Genomic DNA, 14,140 nt, shown 5'->3' on the forward strand with positions numbered 1-14,140 from the left:
GCGTAAAGTTTCAGATAAATGTGCAAAAAAAACATATAAAAAAATAATAAACACATTTTGAGATAAAAGCTTAAAAAAAAGCAATTAATTACAGACATTTAAGCCAAATCCAAAATAAAAAACGTTGTAAGGCTAATCCACAGTTTTTACCTCATTGATATTATGGCATAGGCCCTTAATCCCAGTCAAATAGCTGATTTATAAAAAACATCCCTCTCATGTATATGAAAGGGAATTACCATTTCGCATGGAGGGATGTTTAGTAATTTCAGGTGTTTTGTTGATTAGATTTTAGGAAGCAACTTTTTATCAGCCATAACTTTAGCTACAATAATGGCTGCATCTCCACGCAAGGTCAAGGAAGTAGGATTAAACATATATCCTTTTTTCAGATCACTTGCATCCAAAGGTGACCCTGTGATAAAGCCTTTCTTGGCGATAGCCAATATAGATGCTTGCGCATAGTAATCAATCTTGTCCGCATCTTTAAAGGTCTTAGACAGGTTCTTCATGATCTTGTCATGATCTGTTTCCAACTTCAAATTCAATGCCTTGGCAATAATGACTGCTGCATCTTGACGTGTGATTACATCTTCCGGCATAAAGATTCTTGGTTGTGAACCTTTGACAATACCGGCACGCGCAGCTGTTTCAATATAACGATAATCGTATAGAGCATCTGCTGATATCGTATTTGGAATAGACACGTCGTCGAAATGCTTCGCTCCACTGAAATTAAGCGGAATTTGCAGACCTTTGACAATCATAGACGTGAATTCGCCTCTTTTAATGTAGCTGTCAGGTCCAAAGCTATTAATTGGATCCATTGGGTTCATGACACCTTTGGCCAAGATGGCTTCGATGTAATCTCTAGCGTATTTGTGCTTAATGACATCACTATACGTTTCTCCAACCTTAGCAACTACATAGTAGCCGAAACGATCAAACGGTACCTTAATGGTATGTTTTTTCGGATCCACCACACCACCAATGTTCTGCCAATCTTTAAGATCAGAATCGAAATAGAACACTGTCATTTGTTTCCCTGCATCCTGAGCAATACTGCTATCATACGTCAGCGTCAATGTAGCGCGCTTGGATGGTACTAACTCGTTAGATGGGTCGCGCCAGTAGAAGTTTTTAATCTTGCTACTGTCATTTTGCGACTTGTTAGCCAATTGATAAGGATCGGCACCATAAGTTACCGGATCGTAAGCATCTGTTTTGATATCATCTGCAGTACCCGGGTCAATCCAGAATACTGGACTTGACTTGGTAAAACGATTTGGGAATTCTCTGTTGAAGTATCTACTTCCATCTGCAATCAAGCTCTGCATATCCGATAATGCTTTTTCAGTTTCAAATTCATGACGGTCGACCACACCATCTTCGCTATTTGCTATTGCAAAGTACAAATTGTGACCAGAGAAAACCTGGTTTTTGAACTGCTGCGGTTGATCGTAGTCCCGACGAATCAGACTCGTTCCCTTTGCAAAAGCAAGTGTAAGATTACCATCGAACACTTTGTGCGATGTTTTCATCGCTTCCATGTACTGCTCGCCAGGAATATTAGTAGGCACATATTTAACAGTAATGGTCTGTTTCAGTTTTTCTTTGCCTACAGTAACCACTACGTCAATTTTATTATCTTTGTTGGCTTTTAGACCTGTAACGATGGCTTTGTAAGTTGATGGATAATCAATGGTACCATCATAATCAGAGTCGAATCCCTCTTGAACTGCTGTTTCTTTACCTACCGTAACACTATCTGCATTACCTGCGTTTACAACAACTTGCACAAAGTTTTGATTCACGATTCTCTTTTCAGGGAGCGGACGCAAAATATCAAAAGATGTGGATTGACCTGATACTTGCAGTCGGAAAGTAGCAAATGGTCCGCTCTTGCCGCTATTGTACAAGGTAATGTTATAAGCTACTGGTGTTCCATCTTGCGAAATAGTTTGGTTTTTCAACACAAAGCTGAAATACTTTTTGTCCGGATGGTAGTACACAAGCAGGTCTTTTAAATCTTTATTTGTAAATTTATCTGTAGTAGAACCGGAATTGTATGTTGTCTTAGCATCTTCTGCTGAGAAAAACTCGTTACTCAGTGTCCAATTGACTTCACTGTCATCCGATCCCTTTATCTCCAAAATATATTGATCTTTATTAGCAATATCACTTAACGAACCATTTACCTGATCTGCTTTACCCAAATCAGCAATACTGAAAGTACCAAATACATTGATATTTTTCAGAGATGTATTGTAGTTAGTGTCATCCACTTTGGTGAAATTAGCATCTTTTGATTTCGGAGCAATTTCGCTGTATTTCGGCGTATTGCTCAAGCCGCTAACTGGTGTAAAAGGGATGATTCCTTGTGTATTCGGAACAGGAATTACTGGAATATTCGTCTGTGTAAAGTTTACTTTTACCGTATTGCTATACTCAATACCTGGCTTGTATACAAACTTGATTTCATTATTCCCGTTCGCCAAGGCATTGGCTGCGGCTGTTTCCGAGGAAGCAGCAAGCTTGAAGTCCGCTCCTGAACCATCCAAATCAACCAATACATTATTAACATACAGGAATACATTTCGGTTACTTCCAGTGTAATGAATATCTGCTGCGTTACTCACATCAAGTAATTTACCTTTAAAGTTGCCCAGCTGAGTCAATTTATAGGTATTCAAGTTTGAGCTGGATGTATTCAACGGAATTTGTTGCCCATCATAAATCGTATCGTATTTCATGAACGGACCCTGCAACAGATTCACTGTTGCTTTAATTAACTTAGTCGAGTCACCATTCAGATAAAAATTCAGTACATTTTGTCCTTCTTTAGGTAAAGTGTCTACATAAGCAACAATTTTCTTTACTTGCGTTGACTTACCATTAATTGTACGAATTACATCTTGAGGCTGCCCAACAGTATGAACCGCTACTCCGGAAAGCTCACTAATTGAAGAAGGTGCACCATTAACAACGATAAACTCCATACCTACAGGTACAGATGCAGCATCTGTAGTCTTGTTCTTCATAGAGCTACCTGTTAATTTCATAGCTTCATCTAGAGCAGCTGCCTGATCAGACCCGCTTCCATTAATTCTGTTCAACAATTGAGTATTAAAATCAGGAAGATAGTTAACATCATCAATATACGGCTGAGTGCTACTGCGCAATGTAAATTGGACAGCCGATGGAGCTGGAGGTGTACTGCTATCCGTATAAGTTATGCCCAGGGATGCCCTGGTCAAATGATCAAGTACAGCTTCCGAAGGTACAGTCACCTGAAATGGATATACTTTATAGCCATTTGATGTAACTATATTTGCAGTATCAATTGTGGCATCAACCCCAGTTGCACTACCCACAGCACTACCATTGTTACTCACATCGGTAAAACGTGCATTGATTGTGGCCACTCCTGGATCGGTCGCACCAGCTGGTACCAAAACGTTACCTTTTAAAACCACACCACTTGTAGACGATACGGTAAAGTCAGGCGAAGTGGTCAGATCGGCAGAAACATTCCCATCCTTGTTCAAGGTCAAATCAGAGAATTCCGGTTTACCCGTATAAATCGTAATTTCACGTGTAACTGTGAGGGCCTGAGTTCCGTTGCCCACTTTAATAGTCACTATATTTTTACCTGGACTGAGTACCACACTACCTGTTAATTTATATGCGGTATAAGAGTTAACTGTGTACGTATTACTGCTTTTTGCAGACGTGAGCGTTACACTGTCAGCATTAGGAGCCGTACCTTGAATGACTACTTTTACATCATCCGTACCGCTATTGCGTGCGTCTGTCAGCACCGCTGTCTGATTCTCTAGCAACTGCTCGGTTGCACCATTCAGCGTAGCAGATAGATCATAAAGCTTAGGTCCATCCTGATACTCAATGTAGATGGAGTCCTTCATATCAGCCGAATTTTGGCTACTTTGAAATGTAATCCGGTTCAAACCAGGAAACAGTTTAATGTCTGTAACTTTAAGCGTAGAGCCACTGACCGTAATTCCGCCTTTTTGACTCTCGTTCTTATTAACTACGTTAAGGTTTGTTCCATTTTTAGAGAGTTGGAATACACTATAAGATATAGTACTTCCGTTCACTCCGTTAATCGTACCGTTAACTGTAACTCGGTCAGTGTTTACCATTCTAGCCGAATCCACATCATATTTTTCACTTGGAAAAATAAAATAAGTTCCCGTCGCAGCATGAGCCGTACCTACCAGGGCCGCCGGCACCAAGCCAATGATGAGACCAACCGTCAGCAACATGGATAGCAATCGTTTCAAATCATTGTCCTCCTTTGATTCTGTCGCACCTTGGGGTACGTAATCATTCAATACTTTTTTTATCGGTAGTAAACATACAAAAAATTAGTAAATTCTCAAAAAAGGAGGGAGTTTTTTTACAGCAAACATCAAAAAAGCCTTCAAACCCGCGGTATACCGCCAAGCTTGAAGGCTTACTTTTAAATTAAAATTATAATTTCGAACGTGTTTGGGAATCTGGCTTAGCCAGCAACCGAATCAGTGTGTTAATAACTGGGCGTTTGGTCTTGCCAACAAGACCAATAACCTCTGCACCGATCTGTAGGAAGAACATCATAATACAAATCACGACAAAGGTGACCCAGTTCGCTTCATTAAGCGCAGCAGACGATTGAATCACGGCCAATACACCGAAAAATGCAGCAATACCGTAGATAATCAACACCGTCTGTCTGTGACTGAAACCTAGTTCGCGTAAGCAGTGATGCAAATGACCTTTATCCGGAGAGAAAATCGGTTTTTTCTGCAACTTGCGACGAATGATAGCAAAGAATGTATCTGACAAAGGTACACCGATAATAATCAATGGCGTAATAAAAGATACGATAGCAATTTGCTTGAAACCAAGCATGGATAGCATGGCCAGACAGAAACCTAAAAATAATGACCCTGTATCACCCATGAATATTTTCGCAGGATGAAAGTTGAAAAATAAAAATCCGATAATGCTGCCCAGCAGCACAAGACAAAGCATAGCTACCATGTAATTGCCCATCAATACCGACATCACAAAGATAGTTCCAATCGCAATTCCTGAGACACCTGCAGCCAGTCCATCCAGACCGTCAATCAAATTGATGGCATTCGTTACACCTACGATCCAGAAAATCGTAAGCGGAATGGAAATCCAGCTTTCCAAAGATGAGTATGCATCCTGAAAAGGTACATTTACAAAATCTACACGAATATCAAAAGCAAACACGACCATACACGCAACGGCAATTTGAGCCAAAAATTTCAATTTTGCATTGAGATCAAAACGATCATCGAGAGCACCAATCAGTGTAATCAGCGTACCGCCAATCAGAAAGGCTGCAATAAAGTTAATATCCCGAGAGGACAGCATTCCGTCAGGCACAAAAGGTAACACCGCCAATAAGGACAACAGAAATGCCAAGAAAATCCCCAGTCCGCCAAGACGCGGCATAATTCGGGTATGTACTTTTCGGGCATTCGGTACATCGACGGCTCCAACCTTCACAGCGAATTTCTTGACGAGCGGTGTCAGTAACAGCGCAAGTCCCAGTGCCATGATGAACCCAATAATATAGATCAATAACATTTGATCATTCGACCCCCAATTTTAAAGCAATCCCTTTTCAGATGTAACCGCATTGAATTATACTCTGATCAAAAATAAATACCAAGCTTCATATTCTGGCAAATTAGCGGGTTTTGTAGGCAGATTCAAGCTATTTATCACACTTTTGTGACGTTTTCTTTTTCGCGCATCACTTTCGCGGCGAATTTCGGCAGCGCAAGCATTCTTTTGTAACGGCTTGGCTCTTTAAGGAGTCTATATAACCATTCAGCCCGTAGCTTTTGAAACAATTTAGGTGCGCGTTTGGTTCTGCCTGATATAACATCGAAGCTACCGCCAACCCCCATCATCACCGGTACACCCAGCTGTTCCTTATATTTACCAATCCAGGGTTCCTGCGTGTCCGCTCCACGTGCTACAAACAACAAATCAGGATTTGCTTCACGAATGGCTGCAATCACGGCTTCATCCTCTTTAGGTCCAAAAAAACCATCACGCTTGCCACAAACCGTAATTGCGGGATAAAGCTCATGTACCCGCTTTGCGGTCGCTTGAATCACCTCAGATGTTGATCCCAGTAAATAAACCTTCCAATGATAGTTTTCTCCAGCTGCAAGTAATTCATGTAACAAGTCAAAGCCCGCTACCCGCTCAGGTACAGGATGTCCTACATAGTTTGCAGCCCAGACCACGCCAGTCCCATCCGGAACAATCAACTCTGCCTGTTTCATCACGTTCATGTACACTGGATCTTCCAATGCAGCCATTACCATAATCGGATTGGCAGTGATCACTTGATGGGGCTGGCGAGACTCCACTGCTTGAACTAATACATTTAATGTATCTTTCATATTAAGCCTTGATACCGGAACACCGAAAATCGGGACGGTAGGCACATTCGTAACCTTATCAACTGTCACTGTATCCATCATCCTTTGCGACACAAGTAATTAACGATATGCTGTGCCGGTAAGCGAGCCTCACTTTTTAACAAAGCAATGGCCGCTCCCTGGCTCTCGATCCATTGACTTCGCTGATCTAGCAACCGCATAGACTCATTAGCCAGTTTTTGTCCATCCAGTGCCTCTGTAGTGCCTACAGGCTGGCTACCGACACGGCTGAGGAAATGGTCAATTTTAGGATCGTAGGATATCCCCAACGGAGGCACCTGGTGGGATGCTGCATAGATCAAGCTGTGTAATCGCATCCCGATCATCAAACTGCAACGGCTGACTTCCAAAAGCATCTGTTGAGGATCGGTGACTTGATCACACATGCTGACAAGGCTCCCCGTCCCCCTAATATCCCCCAACAAATCCATTACCATCCTTGAAGCCTGCTCGTCATCAGGCAGATGGAAAGGTAAAAAGCGTAAGTGTACACGGCGCTCAGCAGCTAATCTTTTTAAGCCGTCCGCAATAGCCGTTAAATCGCGACGTTCTTTATCCCAGTAACGTACAGATACGCCAACGATTGGAATTTTATCCATATCAGTCTCAAATGCTGCTTTATGCAGCTCGGAACCCGCGGGCAATGGAAGCCCCATTACCGGATCAGGAACAACTTTGACAACCGGGCGCTTCAGTTTCATAGTACCCAGCAGTGCGGCAGACTGCTCATCTCTTACAGAAACATATTCACAGCGCTGAAACACAGAACGGATCATAGGATAAAATATCTTCCGTTGTACCGGACCAATGCCCTGAGCATATACAAACGTCGGCTTTCCAGCCCATTGGGCCAGTTTCAGAATTGCCAGATAATACGGAATGCTTTTAGGGCTTGTTGCATCCTGGAGCAAACTCCCGCCGCCACTTATTAGCCCATCGCTGTTTTTAATCGCTCTACGAACTTCCCCCAGACTCATCCGCGGTACAGCTTCTACTCCGTACATTTTCTGTGTCCAAGCGGGGTCAGAAGACAGAACAACAGGCTTGATTGTAATCCCCGCCTGACGACTCTCCTCCTCTAAAGCTGTCAAAATCGACTTAAGCACGGCCTCATCTCCACTATTGTGAGAGCCGTAATAACCCGAGATGATTATCGTTTGAGCTGTGGTGACCATTTCTTCCAACACCCTTCCAGCACTTGCCACACGACAATTGCGATGATTCCCAGCACCAGACCGAAGCCCAATCCTAACAGCCCGCGACTAAGCGACAGTGCCGCTGGAGAGTGAATGTGAGCAAAGGTATCCACCATAGAGGCTTGGCCAATAGCAGCTATAATCAGTAAATAGATTGCTTTGCGATATTTCAAAGCCAGGAACGCCCCTGCAATAAACAGTGGGTGAGCCATCAAAAATTCCTTATTGCGCGGACGTACACCAAACGCATTTTCAAGGAAGTTCCGGAAAACCAGCTCCGTGTTCGACACCGTACCCGCATTTCCGGTACGAGTCAAATAGTAATAGCCTGCGGCTGCGATAACAGCCAGTGCGATCACCCACAATACAGTAATCGGCGTACGTAGCAGCTTGGAAATTTCCTCCCGTATAGAAACACCACGATAAAAGAAAATATATATCGCTGCTAAGAAGATCGGCAGAATGTGAAGCAAGCTTACACCTCTAAATTGGTTCAGCACAAGGCTGTAAGCAATACTATTCAACAGAGCAATAACAAAAGGCACTGCAGCCAGCGACAAAATCGCTGTCTGTACGTACAGTATAAGCGTTTGAATCAAACGCTGACCTACAGAAAGTTCGGACCCCTGTTCACGTTTAATTCTAATCGTACGCACGGCGATAATCATTGCAACCGTAGGTCCGCTAATCGCCGCGAGTAGGGCTAGACCTTGCTCCATCAAGCTGGAGTTCAAAACATAAAGTCCTGCTGAACCTACCAAACCGAGTGAAAATGCCAGCAAAGTCAATGCCGGGACGAAATAGGACACCATAATGGAGAAGAATGCCAGTGCACCCAGTACGACAATCATTTTCAGATAGCGCTGAATGGACGAATCGACGACTTGGAACGGTTCAGCCTGTCCAAGTTCAAACCCCTTTTTCTCCATCCGTTGTACAGCGTTACCCGGCTTGTCCAAGCTGTGGATTAGGTTATCTACCGAATCCTTCACCTTGGCTTCAGCAATACTACGGCTAGGCGCGGTATTCAGATACAACATGCGAATATTACGATCCTTGGTAGCCAATGCAAAACGATCGGCCAACGTTTCCACATCGAGCGTTGAATCTTTATCGCTCAATGAGTATAAACGCACAACGTTATAGTGGATATCGTAAGCGAGCTTATTGAAGCCTGCTTGCGGTTTTTTTAAGTTTTCGATAGCAGCTAGGCCAATATCGTATTTGTTCAGCAATTTAGCAAATGCCGCCAAGCTATGCTCTTTCTCGTTATCAGTGAAGCCTTTGACTGAATCACCTTCAAACAAAATGCGTTTTACACCATTCTGCTGAAAGGAAGCAAGCATCTCTTCCGTCAACTCCTGGTTGTAAGGAAGACTGTCGCTCATCCGTGGAACAATAAAAAATCCTTTGCTCCGAAGCTGCTTCATCGCAATCGGGTCAGGCTGCATGGGCTTGAGATACGCATCCTCTGGAGATGTTTCCACAACTAACCCTTCCTGTCCCTGATAAGTCCAAGGTTTTACATTGATGTCCAGGCTTGTAAACGTACGTAAAATTAACGGCTTTAATGCCTCGGCATTTTCTTTATCAGCGAAAACAATATACGTAAAATTCTCATTTGCAGGTGAAAGCCGTTTTTCCATATCGGCAACGTTCTGAGTCGTATAGGTTACGACGCGACCCGCTTTACGGAAATCATCCAACGTACTTTCATACATAGCCATGCTGTTCACACCCGCTTGCTGTAAGCGGTCAAGTTGCTCATTCAGATAGTCCTGCGGGTGAGCCTGATACGAGGCTGCCTCCGTCAAATCCCGATAATCGAATACAATCTCTACTTTTTTACTCGAGGATTCTGTCTTCACACGATCGGCGATGACCGGAATGGAAGCCAGCAAGCCGACAGCCACCAAAATCCATAACCATTTTCGAGAAGCCGTATTCCAATACTGCCATTTCTGATACACCAAAGAACCTCCTTAATATTCGGGATTTTGCAAAATTCAATGCTGCCCACCTTGCCGTACTCAGCCTTTTGGTAGGTCACTCATTGAATTTTGCAAAATCCTCCGTTGCCGGAATAAGGCTATTTTCCCAAAGCCTCTTCCAGGTTATTCTGCAATACAGAAATGACCTCCACGGCGTACTGCCCTTTGCCGTGAGAGGTCACCGATTACTATATCTTATCCAATTACCTTAACCTATTCTATTATAAAGGGATTTTTCTCAAGCGTCTACGCGAGCCATAACAGCATCGACCAGGTGGCTGATTCTTTGCTCCGCGTCTGACAGCGATGAACCGCGTACCGCGAAGTATACTTTGATTTTTGGCTCCGTTCCCGAAGGGCGCAGGCAAAACCACGAACCGTCCTCCAGTAAAAATTTGAGTACATTTTCCTGTGGAAGTCCGTCCAGACCTTGTGAGTAGTCCAGTACCTTGTCTACCTTCACGCCTGCAATCTCTTGAGGCGCGTTGCTACGCCAATCGGTCATTTTGCCCTGAATTTGTGCCACTCCATCCTTACCCTTAAGGGTACGAGACTCCAGCTTCTCAAGGAAGTAGCCAAACTGCTCATACAGCTCTTGTAAAACATCATAGAGCGTCTTACCTTGTGTGCTGTAATAAGCAGCAGCTTCAGCGATCAGCATAGCCGCCAAGACAGCATCCTTATCGCGAGCATAATTCCCTGCCAAATAACCATAGCTCTCTTCATAGCCAAACAGGTAGGTGTACTCGCCAGTTTCGTCAAACTGGTTCATTTTCTCGCCAATATACTTGAAGCCAGTTAGCGTGTTAAACACAGTTGCTCCAAAATGTTCGGCAATGACTGCGCCCATTTCGCTGGTTACGATGGTTTTGATAACCGCCCCATTATTCGGAAGCTTGCCTGTTTCTTTCAGCTGATTCAACAAGTAGTAAACCATGATCGCGCCAGACTGATTACCGGACAATACCACATATTCGCCATCACGGTTTTTCACAACTGCACCCATACGGTCAGCATCAGGGTCTGTTCCGATCAACAGATCCGCACCAATTTTCTCACCCAGCGCGATTGCCAGTTTAAACGCATCACGTTCTTCCGGGTTTGGCGACTTGACAGTCGAAAATTCAGCATCTGGCAGCTCTTGCTCAGGCACTATATGCACCTGTTCAAAACCGATCTTCTTCAGCACACGACGAACCGGTTCATTTCCAGTACCATGGAGAGGTGTAAACACAACTTTGAAGTTTTTGCCTGGTCCGGCTGCAATCAGCTCACGGTTCACACTCACACTGGCTACCGTATCTACAAACGCTTCATCTTCCTCTTCTCCAAGCCAAACCAACAATCCCTGTGCCTCTGCTTCCTCACGTGTCAGACTGCGAATGTCGGCAAAAGAAGGAACCTCACGGATATAACTAATTACCTGTTCAGCCTGATCTGGAACAAGCTGACCCCCTTCATCGTTGTATACCTTGTATCCATTATACTCAGGAGGATTGTGACTCGCTGTCACAACGATCCCTCCACTGGCTCCCAAATGACGTACACTAAACGAAAGCTGTGGCGTTGGACGCAAGGAAGGGAACAACTTAGCCACGATACCATTGCCTGCCAGCACCAAAGCTGCATCCAGAGCAAATTCTGGTGAAAAATGACGCGAATCATGTGCAATGACAACCGAAGGTTTGCCTTCTTTACCAGCATGCTGTTCTAAAATATAGCGAGCCAGCCCTTGAGTCGCACGTCCAATGACGTAACGGTTCATCCGGTTACTTCCTGCCCCGATCACTCCACGCAGACCGCCTGTACCAAATTCCAGCTCTTTGTAAAAGCGATCCTCCAGTTCCTGCTCGTTGCCTTCCAATGCGCGCAACTCCTGTTTGGTCTCTTCATCAATATAAGGGTCTTGCAGCCAGCTCTCAATGCCTTCTAATGCTTTTTTACTCAACTGCGTCATACGGAATTTCCCCTCTCCATTTTTGGGTTGTCAAAACAGGATTTCTATGTACACATGCACTCAGTTCAGACGTCGTGCTTATGTCGGCAGAGCTTTATTTATTGGGGAGGGTCAGATAAAGCAAACATAATTTCGCCCTCAGCTACTACCGTATCGCCTACTTTAGCCGTAGCTTTCCCTTTGCCAAATGCGCCTTTGGAACGAGTGATTTCCACTTCAAGCGTAAGCGTATCCCCAGGAACCACCTGTCCACGGAAACGGAAACCATCCAACCCTGCCAAGAACCCGATTTTGCCACGATTGCTCTCTAGATGCAGTAATGCGACAGCCCCAACTTGAGCCAGTGCTTCGGTGATCAACACACCAGGCATAACGGGATACCCCGGAAAATGTCCAATGAAATGAGGCTCATTCATCGTTACATTTTTAATGCCCACTGCTCTTTTCCCTTCCTCCAGCTCAATAATACGATCCACCAATAAAAATGGCGCTCGATGTGGGATAATCTCCTGAATTTGATTAACATCCAATTGCAATTTGTCCATTTACCTTAATAACTCCTCCCGCTTGCAGGTTTGACTCTGTATCAGTCATGAGTTACTGCAAGCATAATATTACCCCGCCTGCGCTGCATAAAAACAGCTCTTGGCGGCAACAATGTTAGATATCCTTCACCTACTGCAGAAGTGGAGGTTGAGATAAGGGGCTTTTTCCGCCGGTTATGCAACCTGAGGCGCGAAGAAGCCCTTTTGCCCGTGCTTGGTTTTACCCCGCAGTGTTATAAACTTCCCCATCATTATACAGTTATCAGATACAAAAAGAAAATTACGCGGAAGTACCATATTGGGTGCTCCTATTATGGGGGTGAAGCGAAGTTTCATTTGAGCCAAGGGGGGGAAGGGCTACGTGATTTATTTGATCTTCCGATCGCTGTTGCCCCTAAATTTTTTCATTTTATAATACCTGCAAGGTTAAAATTTAGGGGCAAAGGCGAACGCTATCGCTTCTCCAGATTCAAATAAACCCCTCCGCCGAGTTACTTTTGGCTCAAAAGGAAAGCCTCGCTTCAATAATACTCGCTTGCCGTGAAGGGCAGTGAAACAACCGAAGGCCTCTGCGATTGTGTCCAATGGCTGCAAGCTGCCCGTCACTGCATTTGAAGGCTCCTGCCTGAAGGCATAACAAAACCCTGCGCCACTGGCACAGGGTTTTGTTATTCTATACTCCCCACACAAATTGCGGGGGGGTTATTTTAATAAAAGTGGCCCTGATGGCGGGTAGCAGCGGAGCGAAGGATTTGAATCTGGAGAAGCGCGAGCGTTCGCCTTTGCAAAGGGATTTTTACATCTGAATAATTTATCAAATAAGAAAATCCCGCTGCAACAGCGATCGTATGATCAAATCATTCGCGGAGCGACCTTTTCCCGCCCCCACTCATTTAAAGTAAACTAAGGCGCAAATATAAGATCAATCACATGCTGCCAGGTTTTCCATTCGAATACGCCTGACAACCCTTGCTTACCTACAATTACATATCCTGCAATTAAGCCGCCTAACAGCGAGAACAGGAGCAGCAACGGAACTACGAAATAACGAGCAGTACGCCAGCGGGACTTCGTCTTTTCAGGCACCAGACGGGAATCAGATTGTTCTTCTTTCATCACCAAATCCTTAAGCCCTCAGATTGTTGGCCAGGTTCATCATCGTATCACTAGAAGTTAATGCCCGTGCCGCCATTTGATACATCCGCTGAACTTGCATCATATCCGTCATTTCGCCCGCTAAATCCACATTAGATTCCTCAAGATAACCGGAACGCAAAGATACGTCCGCTGGAACAGCACCTGCCACACCTGCAGCTCCGAATACATTTGCCTCTGTTACACCATTCAACAACACGAATAGGTTATCATCCCGCTGTTCCAGTCCTTCTGGACGCTGTACATCCATTAGCTTGATTCTCTGACCAACTGCCGGAGCCCCAGTTCCATTAGCACGAATCAGCAATTCGCCATCCGAGTTAATAGCCACCTTGGAACCCGCTGGAGCAGTCACAGGAACATCATTGTTATCCAGCACGGAATAACCTTCAGCAGTGGTCAACATCATCGTCGCACTATCATTCGGATCAGGAACAAAATGAAAGCTACCGTCACGGGTCCAAGCTTTTTGCCCATTTCCCTGAACTTCAAACATGGCATTACCTTGAATCGCCAGATCGGTAGGAAGTCCCGTCTCCTTGAGCGGACCTTGCTCCATATTTTTCATGATTGCGGCCGTTTTAACTCCGTAGCCCAAATTATAGCCGAGCGGCATGGCCCGTCCATTTTGGAGATACGTTGAAGGCTGTTGCTGCACATTGGCCAATACATCTTCAAAGGAACCCTGTTTACTCTTATAACCCACTGTATTGATATTAGCAATATTATCGGCAATTAAATCCAAACGCTGCTGCACACTGGCCATAGATACCATTGCGCCAATCATGGAGTTGTTCATCAC

9 protein-coding genes are annotated in these 14,140 nt (G+C 44.4%); all 9 read right to left on the reverse strand.

Annotated features, from left to right (window positions below):
* Positions 1–284: 284 nt before the first annotated feature.
* The 9 genes from NSQ58_RS02310 to NSQ58_RS02350 all read right to left on the reverse strand — a co-directional run bounded on the left by NSQ58_RS02310 (position 285) and on the right by NSQ58_RS02350 (position 14,137).
* Positions 285–4,304: an S-layer homology domain-containing protein gene (locus NSQ58_RS02310; protein WP_341056826.1), complete on the reverse strand. Its 4,020-nt coding sequence runs from the start codon at positions 4,302–4,304 to the stop codon at positions 285–287.
* 190 nt (positions 4,305–4,494) lie between these two features.
* Positions 4,495–5,625 carry a glycosyltransferase family 4 protein gene (locus NSQ58_RS02315; protein ID WP_013312307.1) on the reverse strand — a complete coding sequence of 377 codons (1,131 nt, stop codon included), beginning with the start codon at positions 5,623–5,625 and terminating at the stop codon, positions 4,495–4,497.
* A gap of 137 nt (positions 5,626–5,762) precedes the next feature.
* Positions 5,763–6,524, reverse strand: coding sequence for a WecB/TagA/CpsF family glycosyltransferase (locus NSQ58_RS02320; protein WP_025724242.1), 762 nt, complete (start codon positions 6,522–6,524; stop codon positions 5,763–5,765).
* Between the two features lie 8 nt (positions 6,525–6,532).
* Complete coding sequence (gene csaB / locus NSQ58_RS02325; RefSeq protein WP_028542170.1) at positions 6,533–7,669, reverse strand: polysaccharide pyruvyl transferase CsaB; 1,137 nt, start codon at positions 7,667–7,669, stop codon at positions 6,533–6,535.
* Complete coding sequence (locus NSQ58_RS02330) at positions 7,645–9,660, reverse strand: DUF5693 family protein (RefSeq protein ID WP_025724240.1); 2,016 nt, start codon at positions 9,658–9,660, stop codon at positions 7,645–7,647. Before NSQ58_RS02330 ends, csaB begins: the two co-directional genes overlap by 25 nt.
* 259 nt (positions 9,661–9,919) lie before the next feature.
* Entirely contained in the window at positions 9,920–11,638 is a 1,719-nt protein-coding gene (locus tag NSQ58_RS02335) for a phospho-sugar mutase (RefSeq protein WP_160788471.1), read from the reverse strand.
* 98 nt (positions 11,639–11,736) lie between these two features.
* On the reverse strand, positions 11,737–12,183 hold the full coding sequence (fabZ, locus tag NSQ58_RS02340) for a 3-hydroxyacyl-ACP dehydratase FabZ (protein WP_013312312.1): 447 nt from the start codon (positions 12,181–12,183) through the stop codon (positions 11,737–11,739).
* 903 nt (positions 12,184–13,086) lie between these two features.
* Positions 13,087–13,299, reverse strand: coding sequence for a DNA-directed RNA polymerase subunit beta (locus NSQ58_RS02345; RefSeq protein ID WP_341056829.1), 213 nt, complete (start codon positions 13,297–13,299; stop codon positions 13,087–13,089).
* A 10-nt stretch (positions 13,300–13,309) separates the two neighbouring features.
* Positions 13,310–14,137, reverse strand: a complete 828-nt coding sequence (locus NSQ58_RS02350) for a flagellar hook-basal body protein (RefSeq protein ID WP_341056831.1) — start codon at positions 14,135–14,137, stop codon at positions 13,310–13,312.
* Between the last annotated feature and the right edge of the window lie 3 nt (positions 14,138–14,140).

The sequence above is a fragment of the Paenibacillus sp. FSL M7-0134 genome (assembly GCF_038007865.1).
Taxonomy (GTDB): Bacteria; Bacillota; Bacilli; order Paenibacillales; family Paenibacillaceae; genus Paenibacillus; species Paenibacillus polymyxa_B.

What these genes read in the sequence shown, in the direction of transcription:
- NSQ58_RS02315 (WP_013312307.1), bottom strand. Translation starts at nt 5,625, where the DNA reads ATGTTATTGATCTATATTATTGGGTTCATCATGGCACTGGGACTTGCG.
- csaB (WP_028542170.1), bottom strand. Translation starts at nt 7,669, where the DNA reads ATGGTCACCACAGCTCAAACGATAATCATCTCGGGTTATTACGGCTCT.
- NSQ58_RS02335 (WP_160788471.1), bottom strand. Translation starts at nt 11,638, where the DNA reads ATGACGCAGTTGAGTAAAAAAGCATTAGAAGGCATTGAGAGCTGGCTG.
- fabZ (WP_013312312.1), bottom strand. Translation starts at nt 12,183, where the DNA reads ATGGACAAATTGCAATTGGATGTTAATCAAATTCAGGAGATTATCCCA.
- NSQ58_RS02345 (WP_341056829.1), bottom strand. Translation starts at nt 13,299, where the DNA reads ATGAAAGAAGAACAATCTGATTCCCGTCTGGTGCCTGAAAAGACGAAG.
- NSQ58_RS02350 (WP_341056831.1), bottom strand. Translation starts at nt 14,137, where the DNA reads ATGAACAACTCCATGATTGGCGCAATGGTATCTATGGCCAGTGTGCAG.